Source organism: Hydrogenivirga caldilitoris, assembly GCF_003664005.1.
GTDB lineage: Bacteria > Aquificota > Aquificia > Aquificales > Aquificaceae > Hydrogenivirga > Hydrogenivirga caldilitoris.
In genome coordinates, this window is sequence record NZ_RCCJ01000001.1 from 409,156 (window position 1) to 434,800 (window position 25,645).

At 46.0% G+C, this 25,645-nt stretch carries 29 protein-coding genes; 14 read left to right on the top strand and 15 right to left on the bottom strand.

What is annotated here, in order from left to right; translation table 11 throughout:
- Positions 1-870: a tyrosine-type recombinase/integrase gene (locus tag BCF55_RS02280; RefSeq protein ID WP_121009397.1), complete on the bottom strand. Its 870-nt coding sequence runs from the start codon at positions 868-870 to the stop codon at positions 1-3.
- A 21-nt stretch (positions 871-891) separates the two neighbouring features.
- Between BCF55_RS02280 and mobB the strand changes: the two genes are divergently transcribed.
- The 3 genes from mobB to BCF55_RS02295 are packed head-to-tail and all read left to right on the top strand — an operon-like array spanning position 892 to position 2,380.
- Complete coding sequence (gene mobB / locus BCF55_RS02285; protein ID WP_121009400.1) at positions 892-1,320, top strand: molybdopterin-guanine dinucleotide biosynthesis protein B; 429 nt, start codon at positions 892-894, stop codon at positions 1,318-1,320.
- The gene (locus BCF55_RS02290; protein ID WP_121009403.1) at positions 1,317-1,892 is read left to right on the top strand and encodes a hypothetical protein; all 576 of its coding nucleotides are present in this window, start codon (positions 1,317-1,319) and stop codon (positions 1,890-1,892) included. Before mobB ends, BCF55_RS02290 begins: the two co-directional genes overlap by 4 nt.
- Positions 1,889-2,380 (top strand): DUF3467 domain-containing protein, encoded by a 492-nt coding sequence (locus tag BCF55_RS02295; protein ID WP_121009407.1) that lies wholly within the window; start codon positions 1,889-1,891, stop codon positions 2,378-2,380. The genes BCF55_RS02290 and BCF55_RS02295 overlap by 4 nt, the downstream gene beginning before the upstream one ends.
- Here BCF55_RS02295 and BCF55_RS02300 read toward each other — a convergent pair.
- The 4 genes from BCF55_RS02300 to BCF55_RS02315 are packed head-to-tail and all read right to left on the bottom strand — an operon-like array spanning position 2,347 to position 6,392.
- Complete coding sequence (locus tag BCF55_RS02300) at positions 2,347-4,131, bottom strand: sensor histidine kinase (protein ID WP_121009410.1); 1,785 nt, start codon at positions 4,129-4,131, stop codon at positions 2,347-2,349. The two genes, BCF55_RS02295 and BCF55_RS02300, sit on opposite strands and share 34 nt — an antisense overlap.
- Positions 4,121-4,792: a phosphate signaling complex protein PhoU gene (phoU, locus tag BCF55_RS02305; protein WP_121009413.1), complete on the bottom strand. Its 672-nt coding sequence runs from the start codon at positions 4,790-4,792 to the stop codon at positions 4,121-4,123. Before phoU ends, BCF55_RS02300 begins: the two co-directional genes overlap by 11 nt.
- An 11-nt stretch (positions 4,793-4,803) precedes the next feature.
- Complete coding sequence (gene deoC, locus BCF55_RS02310) at positions 4,804-5,451, bottom strand: deoxyribose-phosphate aldolase (RefSeq protein WP_121009416.1); 648 nt, start codon at positions 5,449-5,451, stop codon at positions 4,804-4,806.
- A complete protein-coding gene (locus tag BCF55_RS02315; protein ID WP_121009419.1) occupies positions 5,442-6,392 on the bottom strand; it encodes a nucleoside phosphorylase in 951 nt (316 codons plus the stop codon). Before BCF55_RS02315 ends, deoC begins: the two co-directional genes overlap by 10 nt.
- Before the next feature lie 49 nt (positions 6,393-6,441).
- Between BCF55_RS02315 and def the strand changes: the two genes are divergently transcribed.
- From def to BCF55_RS02330, 3 genes are read left to right on the top strand one after another with little or no spacing between them, the layout of a single operon-like run.
- Positions 6,442-6,957, top strand: coding sequence for a peptide deformylase (gene def / locus BCF55_RS02320; protein WP_121009422.1), 516 nt, complete (start codon positions 6,442-6,444; stop codon positions 6,955-6,957).
- Positions 6,958-6,959: 2 nt separating this feature from the next.
- Entirely contained in the window at positions 6,960-7,910 is a 951-nt protein-coding gene (gene mnmL, locus BCF55_RS02325; protein ID WP_121009425.1) for a tRNA modification radical SAM protein MnmL/YtqA, read from the top strand.
- A gap of 16 nt (positions 7,911-7,926) precedes the next feature.
- Positions 7,927-9,093 carry a cation diffusion facilitator family transporter gene (locus BCF55_RS02330; RefSeq protein WP_121009428.1) on the top strand — a complete coding sequence of 389 codons (1,167 nt, stop codon included), beginning with the start codon at positions 7,927-7,929 and terminating at the stop codon, positions 9,091-9,093.
- On the opposite strand, the gene BCF55_RS02335 is transcribed toward BCF55_RS02330, so the two are convergent.
- The 4 genes from BCF55_RS02335 to BCF55_RS02350 are packed head-to-tail and all read right to left on the bottom strand — an operon-like array spanning position 9,079 to position 13,827.
- A complete protein-coding gene (locus BCF55_RS02335) occupies positions 9,079-9,732 on the bottom strand; it encodes a DUF554 domain-containing protein (protein WP_121009431.1) in 654 nt (217 codons plus the stop codon). The two genes, BCF55_RS02330 and BCF55_RS02335, sit on opposite strands and share 15 nt — an antisense overlap.
- A gap of 1 nt (position 9,733) precedes the next feature.
- A complete protein-coding gene (locus BCF55_RS02340) occupies positions 9,734-10,957 on the bottom strand; it encodes a glycosyltransferase (RefSeq protein ID WP_121009434.1) in 1,224 nt (407 codons plus the stop codon).
- On the bottom strand, positions 10,954-13,458 hold the full coding sequence (locus BCF55_RS02345; RefSeq protein WP_170144730.1) for a CBS domain-containing protein: 2,505 nt from the start codon (positions 13,456-13,458) through the stop codon (positions 10,954-10,956). Before BCF55_RS02345 ends, BCF55_RS02340 begins: the two co-directional genes overlap by 4 nt.
- A gap of 12 nt (positions 13,459-13,470) precedes the next feature.
- The gene (locus tag BCF55_RS02350; protein WP_121009439.1) at positions 13,471-13,827 is read right to left on the bottom strand and encodes a YbjQ family protein; all 357 of its coding nucleotides are present in this window, start codon (positions 13,825-13,827) and stop codon (positions 13,471-13,473) included.
- A gap of 214 nt (positions 13,828-14,041) precedes the next feature.
- On the opposite strand from BCF55_RS02350, the gene BCF55_RS02355 reads away from it, so the two are divergent.
- The 5 genes from BCF55_RS02355 to BCF55_RS02375 are packed head-to-tail and all read left to right on the top strand — an operon-like array spanning position 14,042 to position 18,997.
- On the top strand, positions 14,042-14,380 hold the full coding sequence (locus BCF55_RS02355) for a P-II family nitrogen regulator (protein WP_121009442.1): 339 nt from the start codon (positions 14,042-14,044) through the stop codon (positions 14,378-14,380).
- Between the two features lie 23 nt (positions 14,381-14,403).
- On the top strand, positions 14,404-15,813 hold the full coding sequence (gene glnA / locus BCF55_RS02360) for a type I glutamate--ammonia ligase (protein ID WP_121009445.1): 1,410 nt from the start codon (positions 14,404-14,406) through the stop codon (positions 15,811-15,813).
- Between the two features lie 54 nt (positions 15,814-15,867).
- Entirely contained in the window at positions 15,868-17,145 is a 1,278-nt protein-coding gene (locus tag BCF55_RS02365) for an ammonium transporter (RefSeq protein ID WP_121009448.1), read from the top strand.
- 14 nt (positions 17,146-17,159) lie between these two features.
- Positions 17,160-18,188 carry an outer membrane beta-barrel protein gene (locus BCF55_RS02370; RefSeq protein ID WP_121009451.1) on the top strand — a complete coding sequence of 343 codons (1,029 nt, stop codon included), beginning with the start codon at positions 17,160-17,162 and terminating at the stop codon, positions 18,186-18,188.
- 56 nt (positions 18,189-18,244) lie between these two features.
- Complete coding sequence (locus tag BCF55_RS02375; RefSeq protein ID WP_121009454.1) at positions 18,245-18,997, top strand: TIGR01458 family HAD-type hydrolase; 753 nt, start codon at positions 18,245-18,247, stop codon at positions 18,995-18,997.
- Here the strand turns inward: BCF55_RS02375 and rpmA are convergent.
- Together rpmA and rplU are read right to left on the bottom strand one after the other, a co-directional pair.
- The gene (gene rpmA, locus BCF55_RS02380; protein ID WP_121009456.1) at positions 18,990-19,280 is read right to left on the bottom strand and encodes a 50S ribosomal protein L27; all 291 of its coding nucleotides are present in this window, start codon (positions 19,278-19,280) and stop codon (positions 18,990-18,992) included. The two genes, BCF55_RS02375 and rpmA, sit on opposite strands and share 8 nt — an antisense overlap.
- A gap of 1 nt (position 19,281) precedes the next feature.
- Positions 19,282-19,581 carry a 50S ribosomal protein L21 gene (rplU, locus tag BCF55_RS02385; protein WP_121009459.1) on the bottom strand — a complete coding sequence of 100 codons (300 nt, stop codon included), beginning with the start codon at positions 19,579-19,581 and terminating at the stop codon, positions 19,282-19,284.
- 73 nt (positions 19,582-19,654) lie between these two features.
- On the opposite strand from rplU, the gene purL reads away from it, so the two are divergent.
- Genes purL through BCF55_RS02400 form a run of 3 tightly spaced genes read left to right on the top strand, consistent with a single transcriptional unit; the run spans position 19,655 to position 22,857 of the window.
- Positions 19,655-21,883, top strand: a complete 2,229-nt coding sequence (gene purL / locus BCF55_RS02390; RefSeq protein ID WP_121009462.1) for a phosphoribosylformylglycinamidine synthase subunit PurL — start codon at positions 19,655-19,657, stop codon at positions 21,881-21,883.
- Positions 21,853-22,323: a signal peptidase II gene (gene lspA / locus BCF55_RS02395; protein ID WP_121009465.1), complete on the top strand. Its 471-nt coding sequence runs from the start codon at positions 21,853-21,855 to the stop codon at positions 22,321-22,323. The genes purL and lspA overlap by 31 nt, the downstream gene beginning before the upstream one ends.
- A 9-nt stretch (positions 22,324-22,332) precedes the next feature.
- Positions 22,333-22,857: an archaemetzincin family Zn-dependent metalloprotease gene (locus BCF55_RS02400; RefSeq protein ID WP_121009468.1), complete on the top strand. Its 525-nt coding sequence runs from the start codon at positions 22,333-22,335 to the stop codon at positions 22,855-22,857.
- Here the strand turns inward: BCF55_RS02400 and BCF55_RS02405 are convergent.
- The 4 genes from BCF55_RS02405 to BCF55_RS02420 are packed head-to-tail and all read right to left on the bottom strand — an operon-like array spanning position 22,834 to position 25,630.
- Positions 22,834-24,003, bottom strand: coding sequence for an MFS transporter (locus BCF55_RS02405; protein WP_121009471.1), 1,170 nt, complete (start codon positions 24,001-24,003; stop codon positions 22,834-22,836). The genes BCF55_RS02400 and BCF55_RS02405 overlap by 24 nt on opposite strands.
- A gap of 15 nt (positions 24,004-24,018) precedes the next feature.
- Positions 24,019-24,570 carry a GTP-binding protein gene (locus BCF55_RS02410; RefSeq protein WP_121009475.1) on the bottom strand — a complete coding sequence of 184 codons (552 nt, stop codon included), beginning with the start codon at positions 24,568-24,570 and terminating at the stop codon, positions 24,019-24,021.
- A gap of 7 nt (positions 24,571-24,577) precedes the next feature.
- Positions 24,578-25,270: a DUF4388 domain-containing protein gene (locus BCF55_RS02415; protein ID WP_121009478.1), complete on the bottom strand. Its 693-nt coding sequence runs from the start codon at positions 25,268-25,270 to the stop codon at positions 24,578-24,580.
- A 3-nt stretch (positions 25,271-25,273) separates the two neighbouring features.
- A complete protein-coding gene (locus BCF55_RS02420) occupies positions 25,274-25,630 on the bottom strand; it encodes a roadblock/LC7 domain-containing protein (RefSeq protein WP_121009481.1) in 357 nt (118 codons plus the stop codon).
- Positions 25,631-25,645 lie beyond the last annotated feature (15 nt).

Sequence of the window (25,645 nt, forward strand, 5' to 3'; positions counted from 1 at the left end):
TTATCCTGTGAGGAAGTTCCTGACCAGCTCTTCCGCCCTCCTCTGGCTAAACTTATAGTAAGTTTCTATAGTTGTCTTTATATTTGAGTGCCCTGCAAACTCTTTAACTACTTCTACGGGAAAGCCGCTGTTTACAAGGTTGGTTATATAAGTATGTCTGAAGCTGTGTATGCTGAAAGGAATGCTTAACCTTTTTGATAGTCTGTCCGTGTAAACCTGAAGTACTCCCCTCTTTACAGAGAAGTTTTCCTCATAATTCTCTATCCATTTGAGTAATTTATCGGTTACGCTGTAAGTCTCATTTCTATTGGGAGCAAGCACGGGGGCAAGCCTTCCCTTGTTTCTCTTTGTCATATAAGGTTCAAGCCTTATCCACAGTATCCCGCTCTTGTCCAGGTAGAAGTTGTTCCTGCTGAGATGTTCAAACTCTCCAAGTCTTATTCCGCTGTATAGAAATAGGGAGTATATCTTCTCATACCTCTTTCCTCTGACAGCACTAAATATCCTGTCAACTTCCTCTTTGGTTAAGGCTTTTGGGTAGTTGGGGTTCTTCTTCGCATTCAGCTCTTCCCTTATCTCCTCTATCGCCTGCTCTATATCCGTGAACCTATCCCTGTCTATGTATTCCCTTCTGAGAAGAAACTTGAAGAAATGCTTAAGGGCTGAGAGGTTTGCAAGCATTGAAGTGGGACCTAGGTTTGCGCTGTCAGCATACTTAAATATCTGTGCCGATGAAACCTTTATAAGACTGTCCTCATCCAGAATCTGGGTTGTGCTGAGGAAGTTCTTAACATGTCTGAGGTAAGCCTCAGTTGTCCTCTGGCTCTTTGTCCTCATTAGGTTTTTTTCCCAAAGCTCAAGAACCTCCATAGAATTCATAATAATAGAAGAATGAAAGTTATTGCAATCGTGGGATATCACAATACAGGGAAAACTACTCTTATAAAGGAGCTCGTTAAAGAGCTTAAGAGGATAGGCTACAAGGTAGGTTACATAAAGCATGACCCGAAAGGACATGGAAAGACGGATAAGGAAGGCTCAGACACGGATAAACTTTTTAAAGAGGTTGAAAAGGTTGCCCTTCTCTCTCCAGGCAGAATGACCCTCTGGGAGAAACGGGAAGATGACCCCATAAAGGTTGTTAAAGAGTACTTTGCGGGGTTTGATATAGTTGTACTTGAAGGGTTCAAGAGCTTGAAGGACATTCCTAAGGTTGCTATCGGTGAAGTTGGTGCTGACAATGTGATTCTCAGAGTTGAAGGTCTGAAGGATGTAGCTCATATTATAGAATTACTTAAGGGTATGGAGGATAACCTATGAAGATGAAGTGCTTGGAACATAGGGAATTGTGTCCCTTTTGTCACAGGATAGCTCTTAAAGTGTGCGAGTACTCGGAGCCTTATCCGAGGGTTGAGGCTACCTGTGAGTGTTGTGGCTATCGTTCTTACGATATACCTATGGAGCTAAAGAGGGAAACCTTCTTCCAGATACTGGATAAGCTGTCCAGGAAAGAGATAGGTGAGATATGTATAGATGACCGTTGTGGAGCACGGGATATAATCAAGCTCCTGCACGAGGGGAGGTACACCGAGTACAGATGCCTTGAATGTGGTGCCGAATGGAACAGCGACGACATGCTCAAGGCTATAAGGAGGGTGAAATCGGTCCAGCAGCACGTCACCAACGGCTCAAGGTTGATGGACGTCCTGAAAGCGGACGAGGGTGAGTGCCCCCTGTGTGGTTGGGACATAGGACACCTACATGAGGGTTACGCAGTTGAGATAAGATGTCCTATATGTGGTTATCACAATGAATTCAAGGAGGAACTACCAAAGGAGGAGCCTCCTCCAGAGGTCTGCGCTCAGTTTGAAAAGTCTGAGGAAGCTGGATGAAAAACCCCTTTAAAGAGCTTCACCGTTTTATGAACTGGAAGGATAAGTTCCTTAATGACTATGAGAAGATTGAAAGTTCAGACCTTGATCTTGTGAGGGATGAGGTAAGAGAGTTCCTGGGTAGAGAGCCTGACGATAGGCTCCTCAAAGCTGTCAGATCCATGTACGTTGGAGGTATGGAAAGGAGAGTTGAAGACCCCGAGATAAGACGGTGGACCAACTGGGCTGCTGTAAAAACCTATAAAACCTTTAACGAGTTCCCGATACTCTCCGATACGGAGCTGGCTTTCGTATTTTACTCAATAGGGAAGCTCTTTGTTCCTCTCCTCATGCACGAAAGGGGTGTGAAGTCAGAGGCTTTCAGGAGGCTTTCTCAGGAAGAGCAAGAAGAAGCTGTTTTTGATGAGCTTGATACAATATGGGAAACACAGCTAACCCTTATACTCCAGGCTCTTCAGTTTCTTGACTTGAACTCTATTAGAAAGTGAGCACCTTTTTCTGAGGGTAAAGTTCTAATGCTCCATCCGTGGTCTTCAATAACCTTCTTTACCACCGCTAAACCCAACCCCATACCTTTTGGATTGCTTGAGTAGTAAGGTATAAATACGTTCTCTGTCTCTTCCTGCGGAATACCCTTTCCGTTATCAATATAGTCTAAGCTATCCTCTCTTATGTTGATAGTTATCTCATCGGCACCCCATTCCAGACTGTTGTTTATAAGGTTGTAAAAGACTTCCTTTAAAAGAGCTACGTCCCCTTTAACCCTCTTCTCACCGTTCACCTTTATGTTTATGCCTGCCGAAGCATAGAGTTTTTGGACGTCCAGGAGCAGGTTCTTAAGACTTACCTCCTCAAGTTTCAACTCCCGTGAAGGACTTAAGTGTTTAAACTGGTTTATAAGTTCGCTTATGCGGTCTATCTCCTTCAATATAAGCTTTGTAAGCTCTACGAATTTCTCATCGCTGAAATCACCTCTCTGGGCATACTTGTTCAGCCTTTCAAGATTCAATTTTATAGGTGTGAGAGGGTTTTTTATCTCGTGGGCTATCCTCTTTACCGCTTCCTGCCATGTCTTGAATCTCTCTGCCAAAACTATGGAACTTATATCCTCCACCAGATATATATCTCCATCTATGCCCTTTATATGCTCCAGTCTAAAGTTCTTGTCTTCTCTTATCCTCTTGAGGGTTTCTTCAATGTCTATATCCTTTCCGAACAATTCCACAAAGGTACTGTTTGAACGCATCTCACCCTTGGAGCTCACAAAAAGCACGCCGACAGGCAAAGTATCAAGGAGCCTTCCAAGCAAATCTCTTTCCCTTCTCAGCTCTTCATATATCCTCTTCAGGTTGCCTTTCATCTTTATGAACGCCCTTGAGAGTTCTTCTATTTCGTCTCCTGTTTTTTCTTCGGTAACTTCCACGTCAAGATTTCCCCTTGCGATTCTCATTGCTTTGTCTGATAGCCGCTCTATAGGCTCGCTTATGTGCCTTGCAACGAGCATACTTAACCAGACGGTGGCAAGCAGGGTAATCAGGGAGACGAGAACTATGAAGAAAACAAATATTCCTGTTATTATGTCCCTCGTCTTTACAAAAGCCCTCACATCAAGAGCCAGTTCACCAAATTCGGATACATCCCTTATGAGACTTAGGTCTTTGCTGACAACTACCTTGTATCCTGCATCGTCCAACTTTATACACAACGTATAGTTGAACTCCCCCTCGGAGACATCAAAATCACACTTGGGTACACGGATTATACTCTCAATCTCCTTAATCCTGTTCAGCTCATCAAACTGGTTTGCGCGGAGCAGTGCGTAGGATATGCTTTTAAACCTCTCTATCCTGCTGAGCTCAGACTCATAGAGGTTCTTGTACACCCTTTCTGCAGAGGCAGAGAGTGCCCTGGTTTTTGAGCTGAGGTAAGTCTTGGTTGACTGTAAAACAACAACGATAGAAACAACGTTCAGCAACAGCAATGGGATGAAAAGATAGAGAAACAGTATGTTTGCGAGCTTCCTCCTGAGTATGTTTCTCCTTCTGCCTAGGTAAACCTTTATCAGCTTTCTCAGGACTATGGACGTAACCACTACCAGGGCAAGCAGGTCAATGTTTATGGCGAGGAGGAGTATGTAATAGTTAGCGTAGGGAAGATTTTTAAGGTTGTTTATAAAGGCTACGTTTATACCAATAAAGATTAAGAGTAGGGCTAGCCCTATTAAAAGTTTACGCTTCACCTTCCTCTTCTTTTATCCTGTGATGTTTTATAAGCTCTCCCTCAGCCCAGTATATAGCCATTTCCGATATGTTTTCCGCATGGTCAGCTATCCTTTCAAAGTGTCTTGCTACGAAAGATAGGTGTATGACCCTCTTTATATTTCTTGGGTCCTCCATAACGTAGGTGATAAGCTCCCTCTCTAGCTGATGGTAGAGCTCATCTATCATGTCATCTTTCTCTATTATCTTTTTAGCCAGCATCGTGTCCCTCTGGAGGAAGCTTATAACACTGTCGTTTACCATCTCTTTAACAGCTTCCGCCATTAGGGTTAGATTCACGTAAGGCTTGAGGGGTGGTTCCTGAGCCAGGAATATGGAGCGCTCCGCTATGTTCTCGGCTTCATCTCCCATCCTTTCCAGGTCAGAAACTATCTTGTATATACCCATAACGAGTCTTAAATCTGAAGCTTCCGGTTGATAAAGGGCTATCATCCTTATACACCTTCTTTCTATATCAACCTCTAGGGAGTCTATCTCATCGTCGCCTTTTATGATCTCTTCCGCAAGCTCCACACTCTGTTCGTTAAGAGACTTTATCGCTTTGTCTATTGCATTCTGAACAAGCTTAGCCATCTTAACCACAAGACCTTTAGTTTCTTCCAGCTCCTCAAAGAACTTCATAGCTAAATAATTTAACCTCCCTGGGCTTCCTTGTAAATCTCAAAACCGCTGCTTGTCCCCAACCGGTCCGCACCGGCTTTAATCATAGCTATAGCTGTTGCAAGGTCTTTTATCCCACCGGCCGCTTTCACTTTTATCCTGTTTCCACCTATCTCCTTTATCAGTTTTACATCTTCAACGGTGGCACCTCCACTACCAAACCCTGTAGAGGTCTTTACAAAATCTACACCAGCTTGAACACATATCTCAACAGCTTTCACTTTCTCATTCTGGTCCAGATAGCAGGTTTCTATTATTACCTTTAAAGGCACGCCACATTCCCTCTTTACTGCCTTTAGCTCCTCTTCAACGTACCTGTACCTTTTCTCCTTAAAGGCAGATATGTTCATAACCATATCTATCTCATCAGCTCCGTCTTCTACGGCTCTTACAGCTTCATGAACCTTAACCTCTTTAGTATTCAGTCCTAAGGGAAAACCCACCACGGAACACACTTTAATCCTGTCTGTCCCTACCTCCTTTGCGAGTTTTACGTGATAGGGATTTACACAGACAGCATAGAATCCTACGCGAGCCGAGTCCCTCACGAACTTTTCCACTTCGCTTTCACTCACGTAAGGCTTGAGTATAGAGTTATCTATGTAGCTTCTTATGTCCATTCTCTCAACCTCCTGAGCGCCTGTAAAGCTACCTTTGCAGCTTCTATAATCTTCTCCTGATAGTTTATGAGAAACTTCTCTTCTGGCCTCTTATCAATTATGGGGCATATGGCACCGGCTCTATGTCCAAGAGGAAACATGAAGTGAAGTAGAAAGCTCGCCTCCATTTCCATGTTCTCAAACCTCAGGTCCTTCAAACCACTTTCAGCCCTGGATAAATGGACATCTATATCCGGGACGGTCAGAGGTATCCTGGAAACAGACCTACCTTGATTTGCAAAGAAACCCGAGTTGGAGACGGTTATTCCGCTTTTGAAGTTCGCGGTATTCTCTTGTGCGGATTCAATTAGAGCTTTAACCACAGCTGGGTGTGCCTTTGAAGCGTAAGGTTCTATCTTGCCTTTAAATCTGGAGCTTTCGGGTATGGCTCCTTCTATAACATCCTTGACTACCTTCTCAAGCTTTTGGCAGTTTTCGTCTGGGATGGGTGCATCGTAGAAGAGCCCCGTGTTGTCCAGACCTACAGAATACTCTGTTATAACCAGCGTCCCGAGCTCTGTATCTGGTTGAAGACCTCCTGAAGTCCCGACTCTGATTATGTTTATGGTTGGAAATTCTTCCTTTCTTTTTCCTTCGTAGAAATCTATCTCGTGTAAGGCAACCACCTCGTTTAGAACTATCTCTAAGGAGGGTGTTCCCATTCCGGAGGTTGTTATTGATACCCTTTGTCCCCAGTCGGTGTAACCTGTAATCGTTCTCAATCCCCTATGCTCCTTGTTTATATCCACACCCCGAAGGAAATTTTCCGCTATGAAGGATACTCTATTTGGGTCTCCTACTATAAGTATGTCCGGTGCGAGCTCTCCGGGAGATAGGTTCAGGTGGTAAACTTTATGGTTCATTATAGGAAGGTCAGGTAAATGAAAGGGTTGCTCCCTCATACTACGCATTATAATCCTAAAGGGATAAATTATTTCGTGGGGTGTTTTCATGGTTAGAGATATAGTTACATATCCGGCAGATGTGCTGACAAAGCCTACCGATAAGGTGGGTGCTATTGATACTGAGATAAAAAAGCTCATAAGGGATATGTTTGATACTATGTACAATGCAGAAGGTGTTGGCCTTGCTGCAAATCAGATAGGGGTTCCCCTCAGCATAATGGTTATAGATACAACTCCCAAGGAAGATGCTCCAGACCTTAAACTGGTCCTGATAAATCCGGAAGTTATCGCTGAAGAGGGGAAGATAAAGTACAAAGAGGGGTGCCTTTCCTTCCCAGGGTTAAGCGTTGAGGTGGAGAGGGCAAGAAAGGTCAAGGTAAAAGCCCTCAATGAGCACGGAGAACCTGTTGAAATAGAACTGGTAGATTTCCCCGCTATAGTTTTCCAACATGAGCTTGACCACCTTAAAGGTATAACCTTTATAGATAGACTAAAAGGTTGGAGGAGAAGGCTTGCCCTGGAAAAGTACAGGAAGCTACAAAAGGAGGCTGAAAAGGTTTGAGGATGCGAGCACAGACCAGACCCTATCTCTCCCTGAAGGATTACTTTCTTGAGAAGTACGGCAGGCGTGTCCAGAAGATAACCGTTGCCCTACCCTTTACCTGCCCAAATAGGGATGGAAGTAAAGCCAGAGGTGGTTGTACCTTCTGTCATGACGGCTCAAAGCCGTCAATGCTTACCCCTACAGTCCCTTTGGAAATCCAGATAAAGGAAGGCATTGAAAGGGCTAAGAGGAAGTATGGGGAAGATATATTCTTCTTTGTTTATTACCAGTCTTATACAAACACGTACGCTGACCTGCAAACTTTGAAGAGAGTTTACGACACAGCCCTTAAGTTTGATAGGGTTGTGGGTATAGATGTTGGAACGAGGCCAGATTGCGCTCCTGAAGAGGTGTTGGACTTGTTATCGGAGTACTCAGAATCAGGGCTTGAAGTCTGGGTTGAGTATGGTCTTCAGTCTGCTAACTTTGAAACCCTCAAAAGGATAAATAGGGCACACGGTGTATCAGACTTCGTAGATGCTGTTTTAAGAACAAAGAGGAGGCCTCTGAAGGTATGTGCTCACATGATTGTAGGTCTCCCTAATGAAACCAGAGAGGATGTCATAGAAACTGCAAAACTCATTGCCTCTCTTCCCGTGGACGGCGTGAAGATACACCCCCTGCACGTTATAAAGGGAACTGTAATGGCTAAGCAGTATGAAAGGGGCGAGTTTGAACTCTTGTCTCTTGAAGAGTATGTGGAACTCTCTGCCGACGTTATAGAAATACTTCCTCAAAGTGTAGTCATTCACAGGGTAACGGGGGAAGTAGATGAAAGCCTCCTTATAGCACCAGAGTACTGTAAGCCCTCCATGAAGAACGAGGTAATAGGCAGAATCCTGCTTGAGCTTGAAAGAAGAGAGACCTGCCAGGGAGCAAAAACTTCTTATTACCTGAATAGGTCAACCTGACTGTAAAATTTTTCCGATGAAAAAGGAACACTGGGCACTGGTTTCATTACTTCTAAACCTGTTTCAATCTGCCCTTAAATTCTTTGCAGGATTTCTTACCGGGAGCCTATCGCTGCTTGGGGAGGCTCTTCACTCTCTTTCCGACGCTACTGCCTCCGTTATAGCTTATGTCTCAATCAAGTTTTCTGAGAAGAAGCACAGACGCTTCCCTTACGGTCTATACAAACTTGAGAATATAGGAGCTATAGTTATAGCCTTCTTCCTTATAGTGGCAGCCTACGAGATAGGACAACGGGCTGTGTCCGGCCGTGTAGAGATAGATAGGAGTTTTCTCCCTGTGGGTATAGGGGTGGTTGTTTTTTCCCTGTTAAGTTCTCTAACTCTATCTTTCCTGGAAAGGAGGGCTGGCAAAAATTTAAATTCTCCTACATTGATAGCCGACTCTTACCATACCCTTACAGATGCTTTTGGTTCTGCCCTCGTTCTGTTGAGCTTGTCAGCTGCCTACCTTGGCTACAACTATGACAGGTACTTTGCCTTAGCCGTGGTGGCACTGATTCTATATACAGCCTTTGGGCTGTTAAGGGAGCAAGTGGGTGCTATACTTGATATATCCGCAGACGAGGAGACTGTTGAAAAGATAAGGGATATAATCCTTGATTTTCCGGAGGTTGAAAGCATAAAAAGACTCCTTGTCAGGAGTGCTGGTGGGAGGCTCTTCGTTGATGCGGAGATACTCCTCAGACCTGGGAGTTTCATGAGAAGCCATGCCGTGGCAGACGAAATTGAGAGGAAAATTGCGAAAGAGATAGACAATGTTGAAATGGTCTTTATCCACTATGAACCGGCACGGGAGGAGAGACTCAGAATTGCGGTCTTTTCCAGAGACGGCGAGGCGCTGTGTAGGGACTTTTCCAATGTAAGCAAGATGTACATCTTTGAAGAAAAGAGGGGCAAACCAGAGGTCAGGGAAGTCAGGGTTCATTCGGAAGAGGATGTAGCAAAACTCCTTGTCAGGGAAGGTGTGGATATAGTTATATGTGGGCACCACCCTGAGAGTTCCAGAGCCAAGTGGATTCTTCACAAGAACGGGATCTTTGTGTGGGAGACGGATAGGGAGAATATATATGAGGCTCTATCCGAGGTGTCCAAGCTTAGGCTTGATAGTTTAAATAAAGAGTGAAGCCAGCAGAGGAACCAAGAGGTTTACACTCCTAACTTCTTTAAGCAATCCCCAAAGCTTTAGAGCTATAACTACCATTATCCCCCCTCCTATGAAATGGCTGTTAGCCATAGCTTGTGAGCTTAAGAATTCTCCGAAAAAGAAAGCCAGAAGTGTTATACTTCCCTGGAAAATCAGTACGAACAGTGAGGAAAACAGAACACCCCTCCCTAGAGAGGATGCTAGGATTATTGAAGAAAACCCGTCCATCGTAGCTTTAGAGAGTATAAGGGAGCTGTCCCCCTTTGTTCCTTCCAGGATACACCCCAGAAGGGTCATGGGTCCTATGGTGAACAGGACTGAGGAGGTGATGAAAGCGTTGGTGAAGTCCCTTCCAGCGCCTGAGAGTTGCTCAATCTTCCCTTCCAGATCAATCAGATAACCTATTGCGGTCCCAAATAGGAGAATAAAAAAGACTTTCAGGGTTTCTGGTTTGTTCTCAAGTATCAGCTTTACCCCAAGGAGAAATGTAAAGAGCCCTATCCCGTGGATCACCCCTTCCCTGAGTTTAGGGTTTATAAACCGGGCTCCCTTCAGACCAAATAAGCTGCCGAGTATTATAAGGAAAAAGTTTACAAGGGTTCCAAAGCCCGGGAACATATCATCCTTTTTCTCTATCCGTTTCTTCCCGCTTTGCTTGAATTTCTGCTTGGGCAATTATATCCTTCATCAGACCGTATATGAACTCTCCCCTGTCATCCACTCTGTACCTGTTTACAACAGCATTCCTTGCCCTTTCACCTATACCCCTCGCCTCTTCCGGATTTTCCAGGTAATAGAGGAGCTTCTCCTCTATATCTGCCCTGTCAAGGGGCATATAGGCTATAGCTTCTTCTTCCGGTACCAGAAAACCGGGCAACGTTCCTCTAAAATCAAGCATCGGAGCACTACCCATAGCTGAGACCTCAAGAGGTGTGAAACCTATACCCGACGGCACCGTATGAGGGAAGCTCAACACAGTTATATTCGTACGTCCGTATATATCAAGAAGCTCTTCAAAGGAGTTCACTTTAACATGCTCATGGTCCTCTTTTAGCTCACCCTGAAACTCTCCTATGACCTTAAGGTTTACTCCCTCAAGGAAGTTAATCAGATACCACCTCTTCCTCATGGTCGCATAGATGGATATGTCGTTCAGGAGTCTGAGGAAAGCCTCTTCATTCTTTTGCCTCCAATCCATAAATTCCTGTTGGAACTGAGGATTAAATATGCTGAGTATGTGGTTGAGCGCAGTGAGGACGTGAACTTCAGGATTTCTGAACATAAACTCTCCCGTCTCTATGAAGAGTGGAAATATATTGTCCGGGAGGTTCCTTCTCACTGAGTTCACCACAATCTCCGGAGCTATAACCGGTCCGAGGAAGGCTATCTCTATGTCCCTTTCTAAAGATGGTTGGGGAAACAGGGAGAAGTCAAGGAACGGGGTTATGTAACTGATATTTTCAACACCCAAAAACTTCAGACTGTCCGCGTACTTTATGTCTGTAACCAGGGCGACGAGGTTTCTGTGGCTATCAACCCCGTACAGGTTCGGGAAATGAAGCAGAGGGTCCTCTGTGAAGAAGGACAGATGAACAAAACCGAAGAGGTCGTATATGGGTATCTTTTTGCCGTCCTGCTCCCCTATCACTATACCTGTTGCGTTAACGTCCATTGTGAAAGCGGGCTTAAATTCCTGGAGTTCTTCAACTGCCTTCTGAACATTCTGAGGGTCAAGCTCTATCTCCTTAAGCTCAACTCCCCTTCCTTTCAGGTATTCAAGTAGAACCTTTAGGTGTCTCAGATTTCCCTGCAGCTCTCCTACCTTGAAAAAGGCGAGTTTCATGGTCTTTCCATTATAAAGGATTTCTCTTCGTCCATGAGTCTCTCCTTTAGCTTCTCTATCTCCTCACCGAGCTCCCTACCTTCAAGACCTCTCTCCTTCATTTCTCTTACGGCTTCAGGCGGCACTTTTACGAACCTCAACCTCTCCAGGAAGAGCTTTACCTTGTCCTGTACCTCTCTGCAAGACATAAGAATCAGGAGAAGGGATAGGTGAACCCCCTTAAGGAGTTTGTATATCTCCGAGTTCCTCTCCGCTTTTTGGAGATTCCCCTTTATTATATTGAGGGTTGTATAGAGGCTTTCCATACTCTCTCTTACCCAGGAAGGTGCGGATACATCTTGAAGAAACTTCATACTTACGTCTGGCTTGATGGTTGACAGAATTACCATAAGGAAAACCCAGCCGTAATCTATCCTTTCGGAAGGGAATTCCAGGGAATGCCAATCGGTGACCTTCTTCAAGCTCACAAGCTTATCTTCAAGGTTTTGGGTCCAGTTAAACCCTTTTATTATGTGCTCCAGAACCTTAAACTTCCTGTAGAGGGATAAAATTTCCAGGATTCTATCTTCTCTCAGGGCAAGCCTTATCTCGTTCATGATTCTCCCTGTTGGTGCTTCTTCAAGAAGCCCGAGATTAACAGCCTGCTTTAACAACCTTTCAGTGCTTTTAGAGCATTTAAAACCTAACCTACCTGCAAACCTAAGAGCCCTAAGTATTCTTACGGGGTCTTCTATGAAGCTCACCGGGTGAAGCACCCTTATTATCTTGTCCTTGAGGTCTCTAACTCCACCGAAGTAGTCTATTAACGTTCCAAAGCTTTCAGGATTTACAGATATAGCCATTGCGTTAATGGTGAAATCCCTTCTCACAAGGTCTTCCTTCAGGGATGCCCTTTCAACCTTTGGGTAAGCCCCGGGTCTGGAGTAGGTTTCCCTGCGGGCTGTGGCGAACTCCAGTTTCAGAGTACCAACCTTTAAATGGGCGGTCCCGAACTCTGGGAAGGGATGGGTCTTAACTTTGTACCTGCTGGCCAGTCTCTCCGCAAGCTCTATTGCATCTCCTTCAACGACGAAGTCCAAATCCCAAACCTCTTTCCCGAGGAGGATGTCCCTTACGACACCCCCAACTATATAAGCCTTGTAGCCCAGACCTTGGGCTATCTCACCGACTTCCTTTGATATACTCTCTATGTTTCCCGGAATTTTTACCCGCTTGTGAAGGGCTTTTACCTCTCCCAGGTCCTCCTTCATTCTGTGAAGTATGTCCAGCCTCGTAACTACACCCACAACCACACCTTCCTCAACCACCGGTATGAGCTTCTGTCCAAACTTGGTCAGGACTTCCTCAGCTTCCCAGACGGGAGAGTCGGGCGATAGTGTGGTAAAGTCCTTATTTACAAACTCCTCTATTGGCTCTTCGGGATAAAGCCTTGACAGCTTCAAGAGGCTTTTCTTTGAGATTATACCTATAAGGTTCCCGTCCCTGTCTATAACGGGGGCGTTGGCAAAGCCTCTTTCTGAAAGCTCAAGGAGAGCATCCTTTACCGAAAGGTGGTCCGATAGTAGGAAAGGTGGAGAGCTCATTATATCTCCGACCCTCAGTTTTTGGGATTTTATGCCTTTCAGGTAATTTACAAGCATGTTCTTTATCCTTGATGCGGATACATTCTCCAGCTTTGTAGCCCCCGCCTCTGGATGTCCTCCTCCGCTGAAGTAAGATAGGATATTGCCGGCATCAATATCCTCCGTTTGAGAACGCCCAAAAACGTACGTTTTCCCCTCGGCTTCTATGATCACAAAGAAGGCATCAGCTTCTTTCAAGTCTTTGACTTCATAAAGAAGAGCGTTTATATCTGGTTCATATTTCTCAAGGACCGCTGTTGCTATCGCTATCTCCCTTCCGTCAAGGTAAATCTTTTCTATGGAGGATAGTATTCTCCTGACTATATCTATCTGTTCCTTTGTGAAGGATTCAAGCATGTATCTGCGGATAATTTTCAAGTCCGCTCCTTTATATAACAACCAGGAAGCGGCTTTTAGGTCTCTTTCGGTTGTGCCTTCATAAGTGAAATTTCCCGTATCCTCGTATATACCCAAGGCTATCACCGTTGCCTCTTCCGGTGTAAGCTCCACACCCCTTTCCATAAGGTCCTCAACTACGAGGGTTGTCGCGGCACCAACCCTGTCTACCTTCCCTTCATAATTTTCCACGTCACCCGTAGGGTGGTGGTCATAAACGATAACCTTTTCTACTGTCTCCTTCGGGATGCTCTCTGGAAAGTACCTTGTGTCGGTAAGGATAAGAACGAACCTCTCAGGAAGTTCATCTGTGGTATGGAATAGATGCCTGTAATCCCTGAAAACCTCCCCAGCTCTTTTAGACAGGTATCTTGGCGTAAGTAGGCATGAACCCGGATAAAGCTTTTGAACAGCTAAGGCTGCCGATAGGGCATCAAGGTCTGCCCCTTCATTCAGGACAACTATCTCTTTGCAAGAATGCACCACCTTATAAATTTAAACCCTTACAGCCAACCCACGAGCTTTTATCTTCGTATGGAACGCATGTTCCTCGGTTTCAATGGTAAGTTCCAGTATGGCGTTGGCTCCTTCTCTAAGGGCTTTGTCCATAAGCTTCTGGATTACAGCCTGCTCCCCCATGGAGAGGTGTATATCCTCCCCTTCATTGGGTACAGTTACTGTGCTCGTTATGTAACCGATTATTCTGCGCACCTCATACCCTGGTATAGACTTGGAATAGGTAACTATAATGTTCTCCTCAACAAGAGGGGTTTTGTTGTCAAGTCTGTGCCTGAGCAGGGAAGCAGCTACGAAACCCACCAGGAATAACCCGAGGGAAACTTCAAACCACATATCTGAACCCTCCCTTTTATATGTTGCTTTCCAAATATTATATGCCTTCTCTTTTTTATGAAAAGTGTTTACATTTTAACAATTTTGTAAACAAATTTACATAAGCTTATATGTCTCCACATACCCTTTAACCCTTAAAATTTCATATTAGGAGACCATTTTGGTCTTTTGGCATGCTTTTTGCACTATAAAAACTGTGAAAGGAGGACGAAGGATGAAGAAGATTGAGGCGATAATTAAACCTTTCAAGCTGGATGAGGTTAAGGACGCTCTCGTTGAGATAGGTATAGGGGGCATGACCGTTACCGAGGTGAAGGGCTTTGGTCAGCAGAAGGGTCACACAGAAATCTACCGGGGCACAGAGTACGTTATTGATTTCTTGCCCAAGGTAAAGATTGAGGTGGTTGTGAAGGATGAGGATGTTGATAGGGTTGTGGAGACTATTGTTAAGACCGCCCAAACTGGAAGGGTGGGTGATGGAAAGATATTCGTCCTACCTGTTGAAGAGGTTGTTCGTATAAGAACAGGTGAAAAAGGAGAAGCTGCAATTTAGAAATCTTATAAGGAGGTGCAGAAATGCCTAAGTATTCACCCCAAGAAGTTTTAAGCCTGATTGAACAGGAGGGGGTCCAGTACGTGGACCTCAGGTTCTCAGACCCCTTTGGTCAATGGCAGCATCTGACAGTTCCAGCTTACGAGATATCGGAAGACACCTTTGAGAGCGGGAGGGGTTTTGATGGCTCTTCCATAAGAGGGTGGAGGACTATAAACGAGTCTGACATGATCGCTAAACCTGACCCCAATACAGCCTTCATAGACCCCTTCATAGAGCCGAAGACCCTCGTGATGATATGCGATATCTACGACCCTATTACGGGCGAGAGGTACGGAAGGGACACAAGGTACGTAGCTCAAAAGGCTGAGCAGTACCTCAAACAGACCGGTATAGGGGATGCTGCTTACTTCGGACCTGAGGCGGAGTTCTTCATATTTGATTCGGTTGAGTTCGGGACTGGACCCAACTACTCCTTCTGGAGGATAGACTCTGAGGAGGGTTGGTGGAACAGGGAGTTCACCTCAACAGGATACAAGATCCCCTTTAAGAGAGGTTACTTCCCGGTACCGCCCTTGGATAAGACAATGGATATCAGGAACGAGATGGTAACGATTCTCTCGGAGCTCGGGGTAACCGTTGAGCTCCACCACCACGAGGTTGCCACAGCAGGCCAGGCTGAGATAGATATAAGGTATGACTCCCTCGTGAGTCAGAGCGATAAGCTTTTCCTGTACAAGTATGTAGTCAGGAACGTCGCGGCAAAACACGGTAAGTACGCAACCTTCATGGCTAAGGTGCTTCCCAACGACAACGGTTCGGGGATGCACACCCACTTCTCCATATGGAAAGGTGACGAACCACTCTTCGCCGGCTCAGGGTACGCAGGACTCTCCGAGACAGCTCTTTACGCCATAGGTGGAATACTCAAACATGCGAGAGCCATAGTTGCACTGACCAACCCCACTGTAAACTCTTACCACAGGCTCGTTCCAGGCTTTGAGGCTCCCGTAAGACTCGCTTACTCTGCGAGGAACAGGTCTGCGGCGATAAGGATACCCATGTACTCCCAGTCCCCCAAAGCCAAGAGGATAGAGGTAAGGTTCCCCGACGCCACCTCCAACCCCTACCTTGCCTTCAGCGCCATACTCATGGCGGCGATAGATGGTATAGAGAACAAGATTGACCCGGGAGAGCCCTTTGACAAAGACATATACTCCTTACCTCCAGAGGAGCTTGAGGGGATACCCCAGCTTCCAGGCTCTCTTGAGGAGGCTATAAATGAGCTGGAAAAGGACTACGAGTTCCTGCTAAAGGGAGGTGTCTTCACCGAAGAGCTTCTCCAGCTCTGGATTGAAGCCAAGAGGGCTGAAGTGGACAGGCTCAGGTTCACTCCTCACCCTCTTGAGTTTGAGCTCTACTTTGATGTGTAAGTTTTAAAGCACCCCGCCTCTGGCGGGGTCATTTCAATATAGGAGGGAAAAGAGATGAGGCGCGCACTTCTTTGGATGAGTCTGCCCTTACTTTTGGGGGCGATACCTGCCTTTGCCGCAGAGACCAAGCTGGATACGGGGAATACAGCGTGGATGCTTACAGCTTCCGCCCTGGTTGTGTTTATGACGGTTCCGGGGCTTGCTCTCTTTTACGGAGGGCTTGACAAGAGTAAGAGCATCCTCAACACGATAGCCATGTCCTTGGTCGCCTTCGCGATAGTTACGATAACCTGGCTTGCCGTAGGATACTCTATAGCTTACGGGAACGATATAGCCCAGTTTGTGGGAAACCCCATCCAGTATTTCTTCGGAAGAGGCATAACGGGTATGAACGAGAGCACCGGTTACCCGGCACTCCTGGACCTGATGTTTCAATTAACGTTCGCTGCCATTACAACTGCCCTGGTAAGCGGTTCCTTGGTGGGGAGAATGAAATTTTCTGCATGGATAGTGTTCAGCATCCTCTGGAGCATTATCGTTTACGCTCCCATCGCCCACTGGGTCTGGGGTGGGGGTTTCCTGAGCAATCACGGTGCCCTTGATTTTGCTGGAGGGACTGTTGTTCATATAAACGCAGGTATAGCCGGTCTTGTTGGTGCTCTGATACTCGGAAAGAGGAAGGAACCTCAGCTCATACCTAACAACGTTCCTCTCGTGGCTCTCGGTGCCGGGATACTGTGGTTCGGTTGGTTCGGCTTCAATGCAGGCTCTGCCCTCGCTGCAAACACGGTAGCCGTCTATGCCATGGTAAACACTACAGTCGCCACCTCCTCTGCAGCTCTTGCCTGGATGTTTATTGAATGGGCAACTGCAGGAAAACCCACCGTTGTTGGTATATCCTCCGGCATAGTGGCAGGTCTTGTTGCTGTAACACCGGCGGCTGGTTTTGTTAACCCTGTAGGAGCAATATTTATAGGTGCTATCGCTTCTCTGATAGCATACTTTGCGGTCGCTAAACTCAAACCTGCTTTTGGATACGACGATGCCCTTGACGTCTTTGGAATTCACGGTATAGCTGGTGTGGTTGGTGCTTTACTCACCGGTGTGTTCGCAGACCCCTCTATAAATGAAAAAGCCGGACTCCTATACGGGAACCCGAAGCAGGTTCTAATACAGGTTGAAGGTGTTGTGGTTACCCTTGTTTACTCTGGTGTCCTGACGGCGGTTATCCTTTTAGTTGCTAAGGCTGTTACAGGGCTTAGAGCTAGGGAAGAAGAGGAGATAGAAGGTCTTGACAGCTCTCAGCACGGAGAGAGCGCTTATAACCTTTAAAGGAGGTTTTAGCTATGAAGAAGAAACTGCTACTCACAGCGATCTTGGCTTTTACCGGAAGCTCCATTGCCCAGGAGAAGACCTTGAGTCTCAAGCTTTCACAGCCCCTTGAACTTTACGGAGGATTGACTGGAGGCTACTTCTTTACAACGAACGAAGGAGGCAAAGACTCCCAGGACGCCTTCAAGCTTACAAACGCCCTTATAGGGCTTAAAAGTTCCGAGGGTATTGTAGGTTTTGACCTTGCCGTTGGAAGTTTCCTGGCACCCTCCGTATGGGACGGGGGAGTGAACAACAGCATGGTCTCCTACACGCAGGGTGAACCTACATACGATGAAGCTGGAATACTCTGGGGTTACGCAACACTTTCGCCTATTGATAAGCTCTCCCTTAAACTGGGATACATACCCACGAACATAGGGGCTGAGGTTATAAACACCTACGCTAACAAAAGCATAACCCTCGGTGCGGTGTGGTTCGCTCAACCCGTCATTTATCCAGGTGTGAGGGTTAGTTATGAGGTTTTTAAAGATATCAAGCTCTACGCCGAGTATAACCACGATTCTGTAAGCCCGAGGAGGGAAGCCTTCGCCTTTGGCTCCCTCGGTTCTATATCAGGTATAAGCTACGCTCTAAGCTACTATGACTATACAGGTTTCAAAAACCTCATAGACCTTGTTCTGGGATACTCCATAGGGGATATAGAGCTTGGGCTGAATGCGGACTACCAGTGGCTTGACAGCTCTGCTAAGACTCCGGGGCAAGATGACAGCGCTTACGGACTTGCCGTTTATATAACGCCAAAGCTTGGGATTCTATCTATTCCTGTAAGACTGGAGTACTTTAACGAGGGAACGAGTGGTATATACTGGGGTGGTGCGGACAAGGGCTACACCGTGACCGTAACCCCAACCTTCAAGCCTTCCGAAAACACTTTTATCAGAGGGGAAGTAGCCTACATCTCAACGGACAACAAGGTCTTTAAAAACGGAACTGAAGATAACAAAACTACCCTTGCTGTAGAGCTTGGCTTTACTTTTTGAGTTCTGCACCCATGTACCTGTTGCCCCCTCGGCGGGGGCTTTTTTAACATTAAACCATGAAGGCAATAAAGGGGTTGCTTCTTGACATAGATGGGGTCCTTTACGTAGGAGAAAGACCTATCCCGGGCGCAATAGAGTCGCTCAGGAAGCTCAGAGAAAGATTTAAAGTGAGGTTCATAACTAACACCACGAGAAAGCCCACTTCAGAAGTAGTTAAAAAGCTCAAGAAAATGGGTTTTGATGTGTACAAGGATGAGGTGTTTACAGCCCTGGCAGCAACAGCAAGCTTTCTGAGAGAAAGAAATGCAAAAGCCTTCTTCCTTCTGACAGACGAGGCTATGGAAGAGGTAAAAGATCTTATGGGAGAACCTCCCGAGTACGTGGTGGTGGGGGACGCCCACTATAACTTCAACTACGACAACCTGAACAGAGCCTTCAGGTATTTAACCGACGGTGCAAAGCTCATAACCGCCGCCAAGAACAGGTATTTCAAGGACAGGGACGGAAAGCTGTCTCTCGACGCAGGACCCTTCGTCAAGGCCTTGGAATTCGCCTCCGGAAAGAGAGCTAAGGTTATAGGAAAGCCGAGCAGAGAGTTTTTCCTGAGTGCGGTGAGGAGTATGGATCTGACGCCTCAGGAGTGTGCGGTCGTCGGAGACGACATAGAGGCTGACGTCCTGGGGGGTATGAAGGTAGGTTTACACGGCGTACTTGTGAGAACAGGAAAGTTTAGAGATACGGACTTAAAAAAGGGTAAACCAGACCTTCTGATTGAAAGTATAGCCGAGTTATCCAGAATTTTCAGGTAGCCTTACCGTTGCCGTTAAGAGATTCCCATTCTTCCGGCGTAAGCACGCTCACAAGCTTTTTGTTTCTCCTGCTTTCAAAGTGAACGTACCCGTCCGTCAGCGCGAAGAGGGTGAAATCTGAACCAAGTCCTACATTTTTACCAGGATATATCTTTGTTCCCCTCTGCCTTACAAGTATGTTTCCAGCCTTTACGAACTGACCGCCGTACCTTTTAACACCTAACCTTTTAGAATGACTATCCCTTCCGTTTCTCGTAGAACCACCGCTCGCTTTAGAAGCCATTTCAAACCTCCTTTATATCTTTAATTAATATCTCCGTGTAAGATTGTCTATGCCCTTTCCATCTCTTATAGTTCTTCTTAGGCTTATACTTAAAGACGGTTACCTTTCTCCCCTTACCATGGGCTACCACTTCAGCTACAACCTTTCCCTTGTAAAATTCAACGCTTCCGTCGTCCTTCCTGAGCATCAATGGTTCAAACTCTACACTTGCACCTTCTTCCGCCTTTATTTTCTCAATTCTGAGCTTCATACCCGGTTCAACCCTGTACTGCTTTCCACCAGTCTTTATTACGGCGTACATATGGATTACCTCCTATATGGCTTAACAGAGTGAATAGTATAGCATAAAAGCAAAGTGATAAAATAAAACTTCTATGGAAAAGCTCTGGGAAGCACATGGACTCTCTGAGGAAGAGTACAAGAAGATAGTCTCCTTTCTCGGCAGGGAGCCTAACAACGTTGAGCTCGGTGTCCTCGGTGCCCTCTGGTCGGAACACTGCTCTTATAAATCTTCAAGGGCTGTTCTCAAGAAGTTTCCAACTCAGGCTGAGTGGGTGGTTCAAGGACCTGGCGAGAACGCAGGCGTTATAAGGGTGGACGACGACGTATGGGTAGCCTTTAAGATTGAAAGCCACAATCACCCCTCCTTTATAGAACCTTTTAACGGGGCTGCTACAGGGGTTGGAGGGATAATAAGAGACGTACTTTCAATGGGAGCACGACCGATAGCACTTGCAGACTCATTGCGTTTTGGAGAGCTTACAGACCAGAGGACGAAATTTCTTGTAAAGGGAGTTGTAAAAGGTATAAGCTCTTACGGGAACTCCATAGGGGTCCCCACCGTGGGTGGAGAGACTTTTTTTGAAGGCTCTTACAGAACTAACCCCCTGGTGAACGCCTTCTGTCTGGGGATACTCCCGGCTAACAGGATGTACCGGGCGAGAGCAACCAAAGTAGGACAGCTCCTCTTTCTTATAGGCTCTTCCACGGGAAGGGACGGCATTCACGGCGCGGTGATGGCTTCTGGAGAGTTTGGAGAAGATGCCCAGGAGAAAAGACCGAACGTACAGGTTGGAGACCCTTACTTTGGAAAGAAGCTAATAGAGGCAGTTCTTGAAGCTGTGGAGAGAGGCATACCTGTAGGTATGCAGGACCTGGGTGCAGCCGGGCTTGCAGGCTCTGCTTCCGAACTTGCCAGCAAGTCTGATATGGGGGTTGAACTTTACCTTGACAAGGTTCCTCTTAGAGAGGAGGGTATGAACCCGTATGAGATCCTCCTTTCAGAGAGTCAAGAGAGGATGCTGCTTGTAGTTGAGGAGGAAAACGTAAAGTATCTGGAAGAGATAGCAGAAAAATACCACCTCAACTATGCGGTTGTCGGAAGGACCACGGACGATAAAAGATTCAGAGCTTTCTTTAATGGGGAGTTGGTAGCTGAGCTTCCGGTCAATCTTATAGTAGATGAAGCACCAGTCTATAGCAGACCCGTAAAAGAACCTTCTTACCTAAAGGAGCTCAGGGACTTTGACCAAGAACTTCTACCGGAAGTTGACATCAAGGAGGCGTTAATAAAACTCCTGTCCTCTCCCAACGTATGCTCAAAGGCTTGGATATACACCCAGTACGATTATCAGGTGGGGACGAACACGGTAATAAAACCGGGTGGGGACGCAGCCCTTTTGAGGCTTAAATGGGTTGAGAAACCAGAGCTTCACTCAAAGAAGGGCATAGCTATCTCCTCAGAGGGGAACGGGAGGTTCGTATTCTTGAACCCCTATGAGGGTGGCAAGTACATTGTTGCGGAAGCTTGCAGAAATGTGGCCTGCACGGGAGCGGTGCCGTTGGCTATAACCGATTGTCTAAACTTTGGAAATCCTGAAAGACCTGAGATAATGTGGCAGCTCCTTAAAGCTGTTGAAGGCATGTCGGAGGCTTGCAGAGAGCTGAACGTTCCTGTAATAAGCGGGAACGTATCTCTTTACAATGAAACAGTTGAGAAGAATGAGGTCAGAAATGTGTACCCTACACCCGTTGTAGTTTGTGTGGGTGTACTGGAAGATATAGAGCGATTTGTAGATATAGCCTATCAAGCACCCGGAGAGCTTATACTCATAGGAGACCTCAAAAGACCTTCTCAGATAGACGGAAGTGAGTATCTTAAGGTAGTTCATGGTCTTGTAAAAGGAGATGTACCGAAGGTTGATCTCGGGAAAGAAAGGACCCTCATAGAGACCTTATCCTTTCTTATTAAGAACGATATTGTGAAGTCAGCCCACGATATATCCTCAGGCGGGCTTCTTGTGAACGTGCTTGAGAGTCTATTTACAAGTAAGTTCGGGGCTGAGATAGAGCTGTACTCCGATGAAAGGGCGGACATCTTCCTGTTTGCTGAAATGCCAACTCGCGTTGTTGTGAGTGTTGAGCAGTCTAAGTCCGATCAGCTTAAGGATTTAATTGAGGAAAGAGGGCTTGATTGGATGTACATAGGCAGGATTATACCTGAGAGAGTTATCAGGTTGAGCTATAATGGGGAGCTGGTCTTTGAAGAGGACGTTGAAACCCTTAAGGAGGTGTGGGAAAGATCCTTAGAGGAAGCACTCTAATATACCTGTACACCCTTATCGGGGTTGTGTTCCTTGATCTCCTCACAAAGGAGATGGCGGAGCAGTTTCTCTCAGAGAAAAGCTATGAGCCTTTACCCTTCCTCAAGCTCTTTCTTATATACAACAAAGGGGCTGCCTTCGGTATTTTCTCAGGTGCACCCGATTGGATAAGGATACCTATCCTTGTTGTAACACCTGTTATCGCTTTTGCCGTCACCTACATTTACTCCAGAAGAGACTCAAACCTGCTTATCTCAGTGATAATGGGTCTTATAGCTGGAGGTGCCTTGGGAAATCTTTACGATAGGCTTTTCTTAGGAAAGGTCAGGGATTTTATCCACCTCCACATTGGAGAACACTACTGGCCAGCCTTCAATATAGCCGATGCCTCCATAACAACAGCGGTACTCCTTTTAGTAATAGGGCAACTCAAGAAGTAGTATATAAGTATGGGTTTCATATATATGACCTCCTTTGGAGGTGTTGAGAGCAGACTGCTTATAGGTTCAGCCACGAATGTAAAGGAAACCTTCGGTTTTAGCGTACGTGTATCTTCTGTGCCCTTTCCACCAAAGCTCGGCTTTAACCCAAGAAGGGGGCAGTTCCACGCAGGAACTATCCTCTCTTACTTAAGCCAGCTTTACTTTCCGGAGCTTGTACGTATGGTAGCCCTTGTCGGCTTTGACCTTTACGAGGAAGGTTTAAACTTTGTGTTTGGAGAAGCTGAACTTGGAGGAAAAAGCGCCCTCATAAGCGTTTACAGGTTGAAGCATTATGATGAGCGAATAACCTTTGAGAGAACCTTTAAGGAGGTAAACCATGAACTTGGGCACACCTTTGGGCTCACCCACTGTTCTGATACCACCTGTGTTATGAGCTTCTCAAATTCTCTTGCTGATGTTGATAGAAAATCAAGAGAGTTCTGTGAAAGTTGTAAAGGGAAGCTGAGGTTAGCCCTTTCCTCTTACAGATAGAATCCAGGGCGCAAGGGTGAAAAGCCATATAAGGGAGAGGATAGAGTTAAAAGTTAGCATGTAAACAGTCCCCAATTTTAGAAAAACGCCTCCCATAGCTCCACCTAAAAAGGCGCCTATAAACTGGCTTGTGTTGTAAACTCCGACCGCCAAGCCTCTCGTGTCTTTATGGGAGAGTTTGGTAAGCAAGGAAGGCATGATAGGTTCAAGAAGGTGAAAACCTATGAAGTAAAGCAAAAGGAGCGAGACCACACCGGTGAAGTTCTTGAAAATGAGATGACTGATAAAACCTAAGCCGATGAGGACTATACCGCTAAGAAATACCTCCCTTATCCTACCTTTCTTTTCAGCGAGTATAGTTGAAGGTACCATCACGGCTATGGATACGAGGATTATGGGTAAGTAAAGTTTCCAGTGCTCCGGTTTTGGGAGATTGTATCTGTTTATCAGCTCTATGGGAATTACCGTAAATATGGATACGAGGAGGGCATGGAGTATACCTACAGACAGGTTCAGCATAACTTGGCTTCTATCCTTAAGTACCATGCCTATGTTCTTTAAGGAAGGTTCTATTTCTTTATGATGGGTTTTTGGCTCCTTTATAAAGAAAAGAATGTACAGCATAGCTATACAGGACAGGAAAGCAGTTAGATAGAATATGAAGGGAACGCCAAACTTACCAGCCAATATAGGTGCAACCGTTATACTGAAGGCAAAGACCATCCCCACAGAAGCACCTATCTGAGCGAAGGCTCTCGTCCTCACCTCCTCTCTTATTAGGTCTGCTGCTAAGGATACAGCCGCTGAAGATATGGCTCCACCACCCTGAATGAGCCTCGCGACTATCATACTCCATATATTGTGAGCTATCCCCCCCAAGATGCTACCGAATATATAGGCTATAAACCCGAAGGTTATAACGGGTTTCCTGCCAAATTTATCGGACAGGTATCCGAAGGGAATCTGCAAAACTGCCTGGGTAAGCCCGTATATACCTACCGCTATACCTGTGAGCACCGGTGTGCTACCTTCCATGCTTTTCACATAAGGTGCAAGAACCGGGAGTAAGAGGAAAAGTCCCAGCATACGGGCAACCACAGCGAAGGTTATACCGGCGAGGGTTCTTTTCTCCTCGGATGTAAACATGTGGGGAATATTATATCAGGAGCCTTCCAGGCTGTATCTGATAATCTCTAAAAGGGTTAGTAAAGTCTTCTTAACGTCCTCCTTATCCTTCGCGGAAAGGGGTATTACCGGTATGCCCTCCTCCTCGGATATATCAAGGGCAAACTTTACATCCTCAGGAGACCAGGCGTTGGGAAGGTCCTGTTTATTGGCACCAACCACAACCGGCACAGGGAACCTTGACTGGAAGAAGTTGATTATCTTCCTCGCTTCGTGAAAGGTTTTTGGGTCAGTGCTGTCAACGAGAACTATTATCCCCAGGGCACCCTCACCGAGTATCTCCCACATGAAATCAAACCTTGATTGCCCAGGTGTCCCAAAAAGGTACAGTTCGTGCTCATCGTCTATCCTTATCTTTCCGAAATCCATAGCAACGGTGGTGTAGTCTTTAACGTTTTTTTCAGTTATACCAGAGGTTTTCCTTTCGGTAGCGACGGTCTTTATCTCGCTTACTGTATTTATAAACTGGGTCTTCCCTGCCGCGAAGGGACCTGCCACAACTATCTTAATCTTTTTAAGCTCCTTCATGCCCCACCTACAGCTGCTTTATTTTCTCTATTATCTTTGCAAGAAGGTCAAGGGTTATGGAGGGTTTCTGCACCCTCTCCTTCCTCTTCCTTCTTATTATCCCCGCTGCGAGAAAACCGTATAGAGCTCTATCAACGGTAAGCCTGTCCAACCCTGCCTCTTTCCTTATGTCTGCGACGCTCTTATTCCCATCTACAAGGGATAGAACTTTCTTCTCCTCCTCTGTTAGATTAACCCTGGCGACTCTCTCATCTACATCGGGAGCTTTTTCAAACACCAAAAGCTCATCGGAGATTTTTCTCTCAACCTCCTCCTCTGTAAGGGAACGTGAGGCTCTCATGATGAGCTCTTCCACCGGGTAACGGACCGGTACATCGCTATCGTACTTTATAAACCCGGGCGTAAAGGAAAATATACCTTCTTTCTGCTCAAGCCTCGGTAAAAAGAAGCGCTCTATAGTTTTGTGGATATCTTCCTTCTTTATACGTAGTCTGCTGATGAGCTGCTCAAAGTTCCTGTCCGTATATACCCTGAAAACCTTGTCAACTGGTCTTGCGAAGATGACCTCCCCGTCTTTAACGTAGTATGCGACTATCATATCCTTCCATTCAACCAAAAGAACACCGCTCTTTTTATCCTTGGCAAGGACCTGAAGTATATCTGCAAAGCTGAAAGTGGTTAAATCTCCTGTAAGCGCCATCTATTAACCTATAGCCTCCTTAAGTTGAGTCTGAGCTTTCTTTATATCCATAAGCAGGAGACCCAGCTTGGCAGCGTTGCTTGCAAGGACGGTAAGAACCGCGTCCTGTCCGATTCCGGTAAGCACGATGTAGCCCTCTTCCCCTTTTATGGTAATCTGCTCAAGGGTTCCCTTTTGAAGTTCCTCAGTGACCTTTTCTCCCAGGGAGAGGATAGCTGCGCTCATAGCTGCAACTCTGTCCTCCTCTATGCCCGGCTTGAGTACCGCGGATATGGGGAGACCATCGGCACTGACGAGAACGGCACCTTCCAAACCAGAACTTTTGATAAGTTCCTGCAAGACCTTCTCGTACTTGTCCATATCTAATAACCCTCC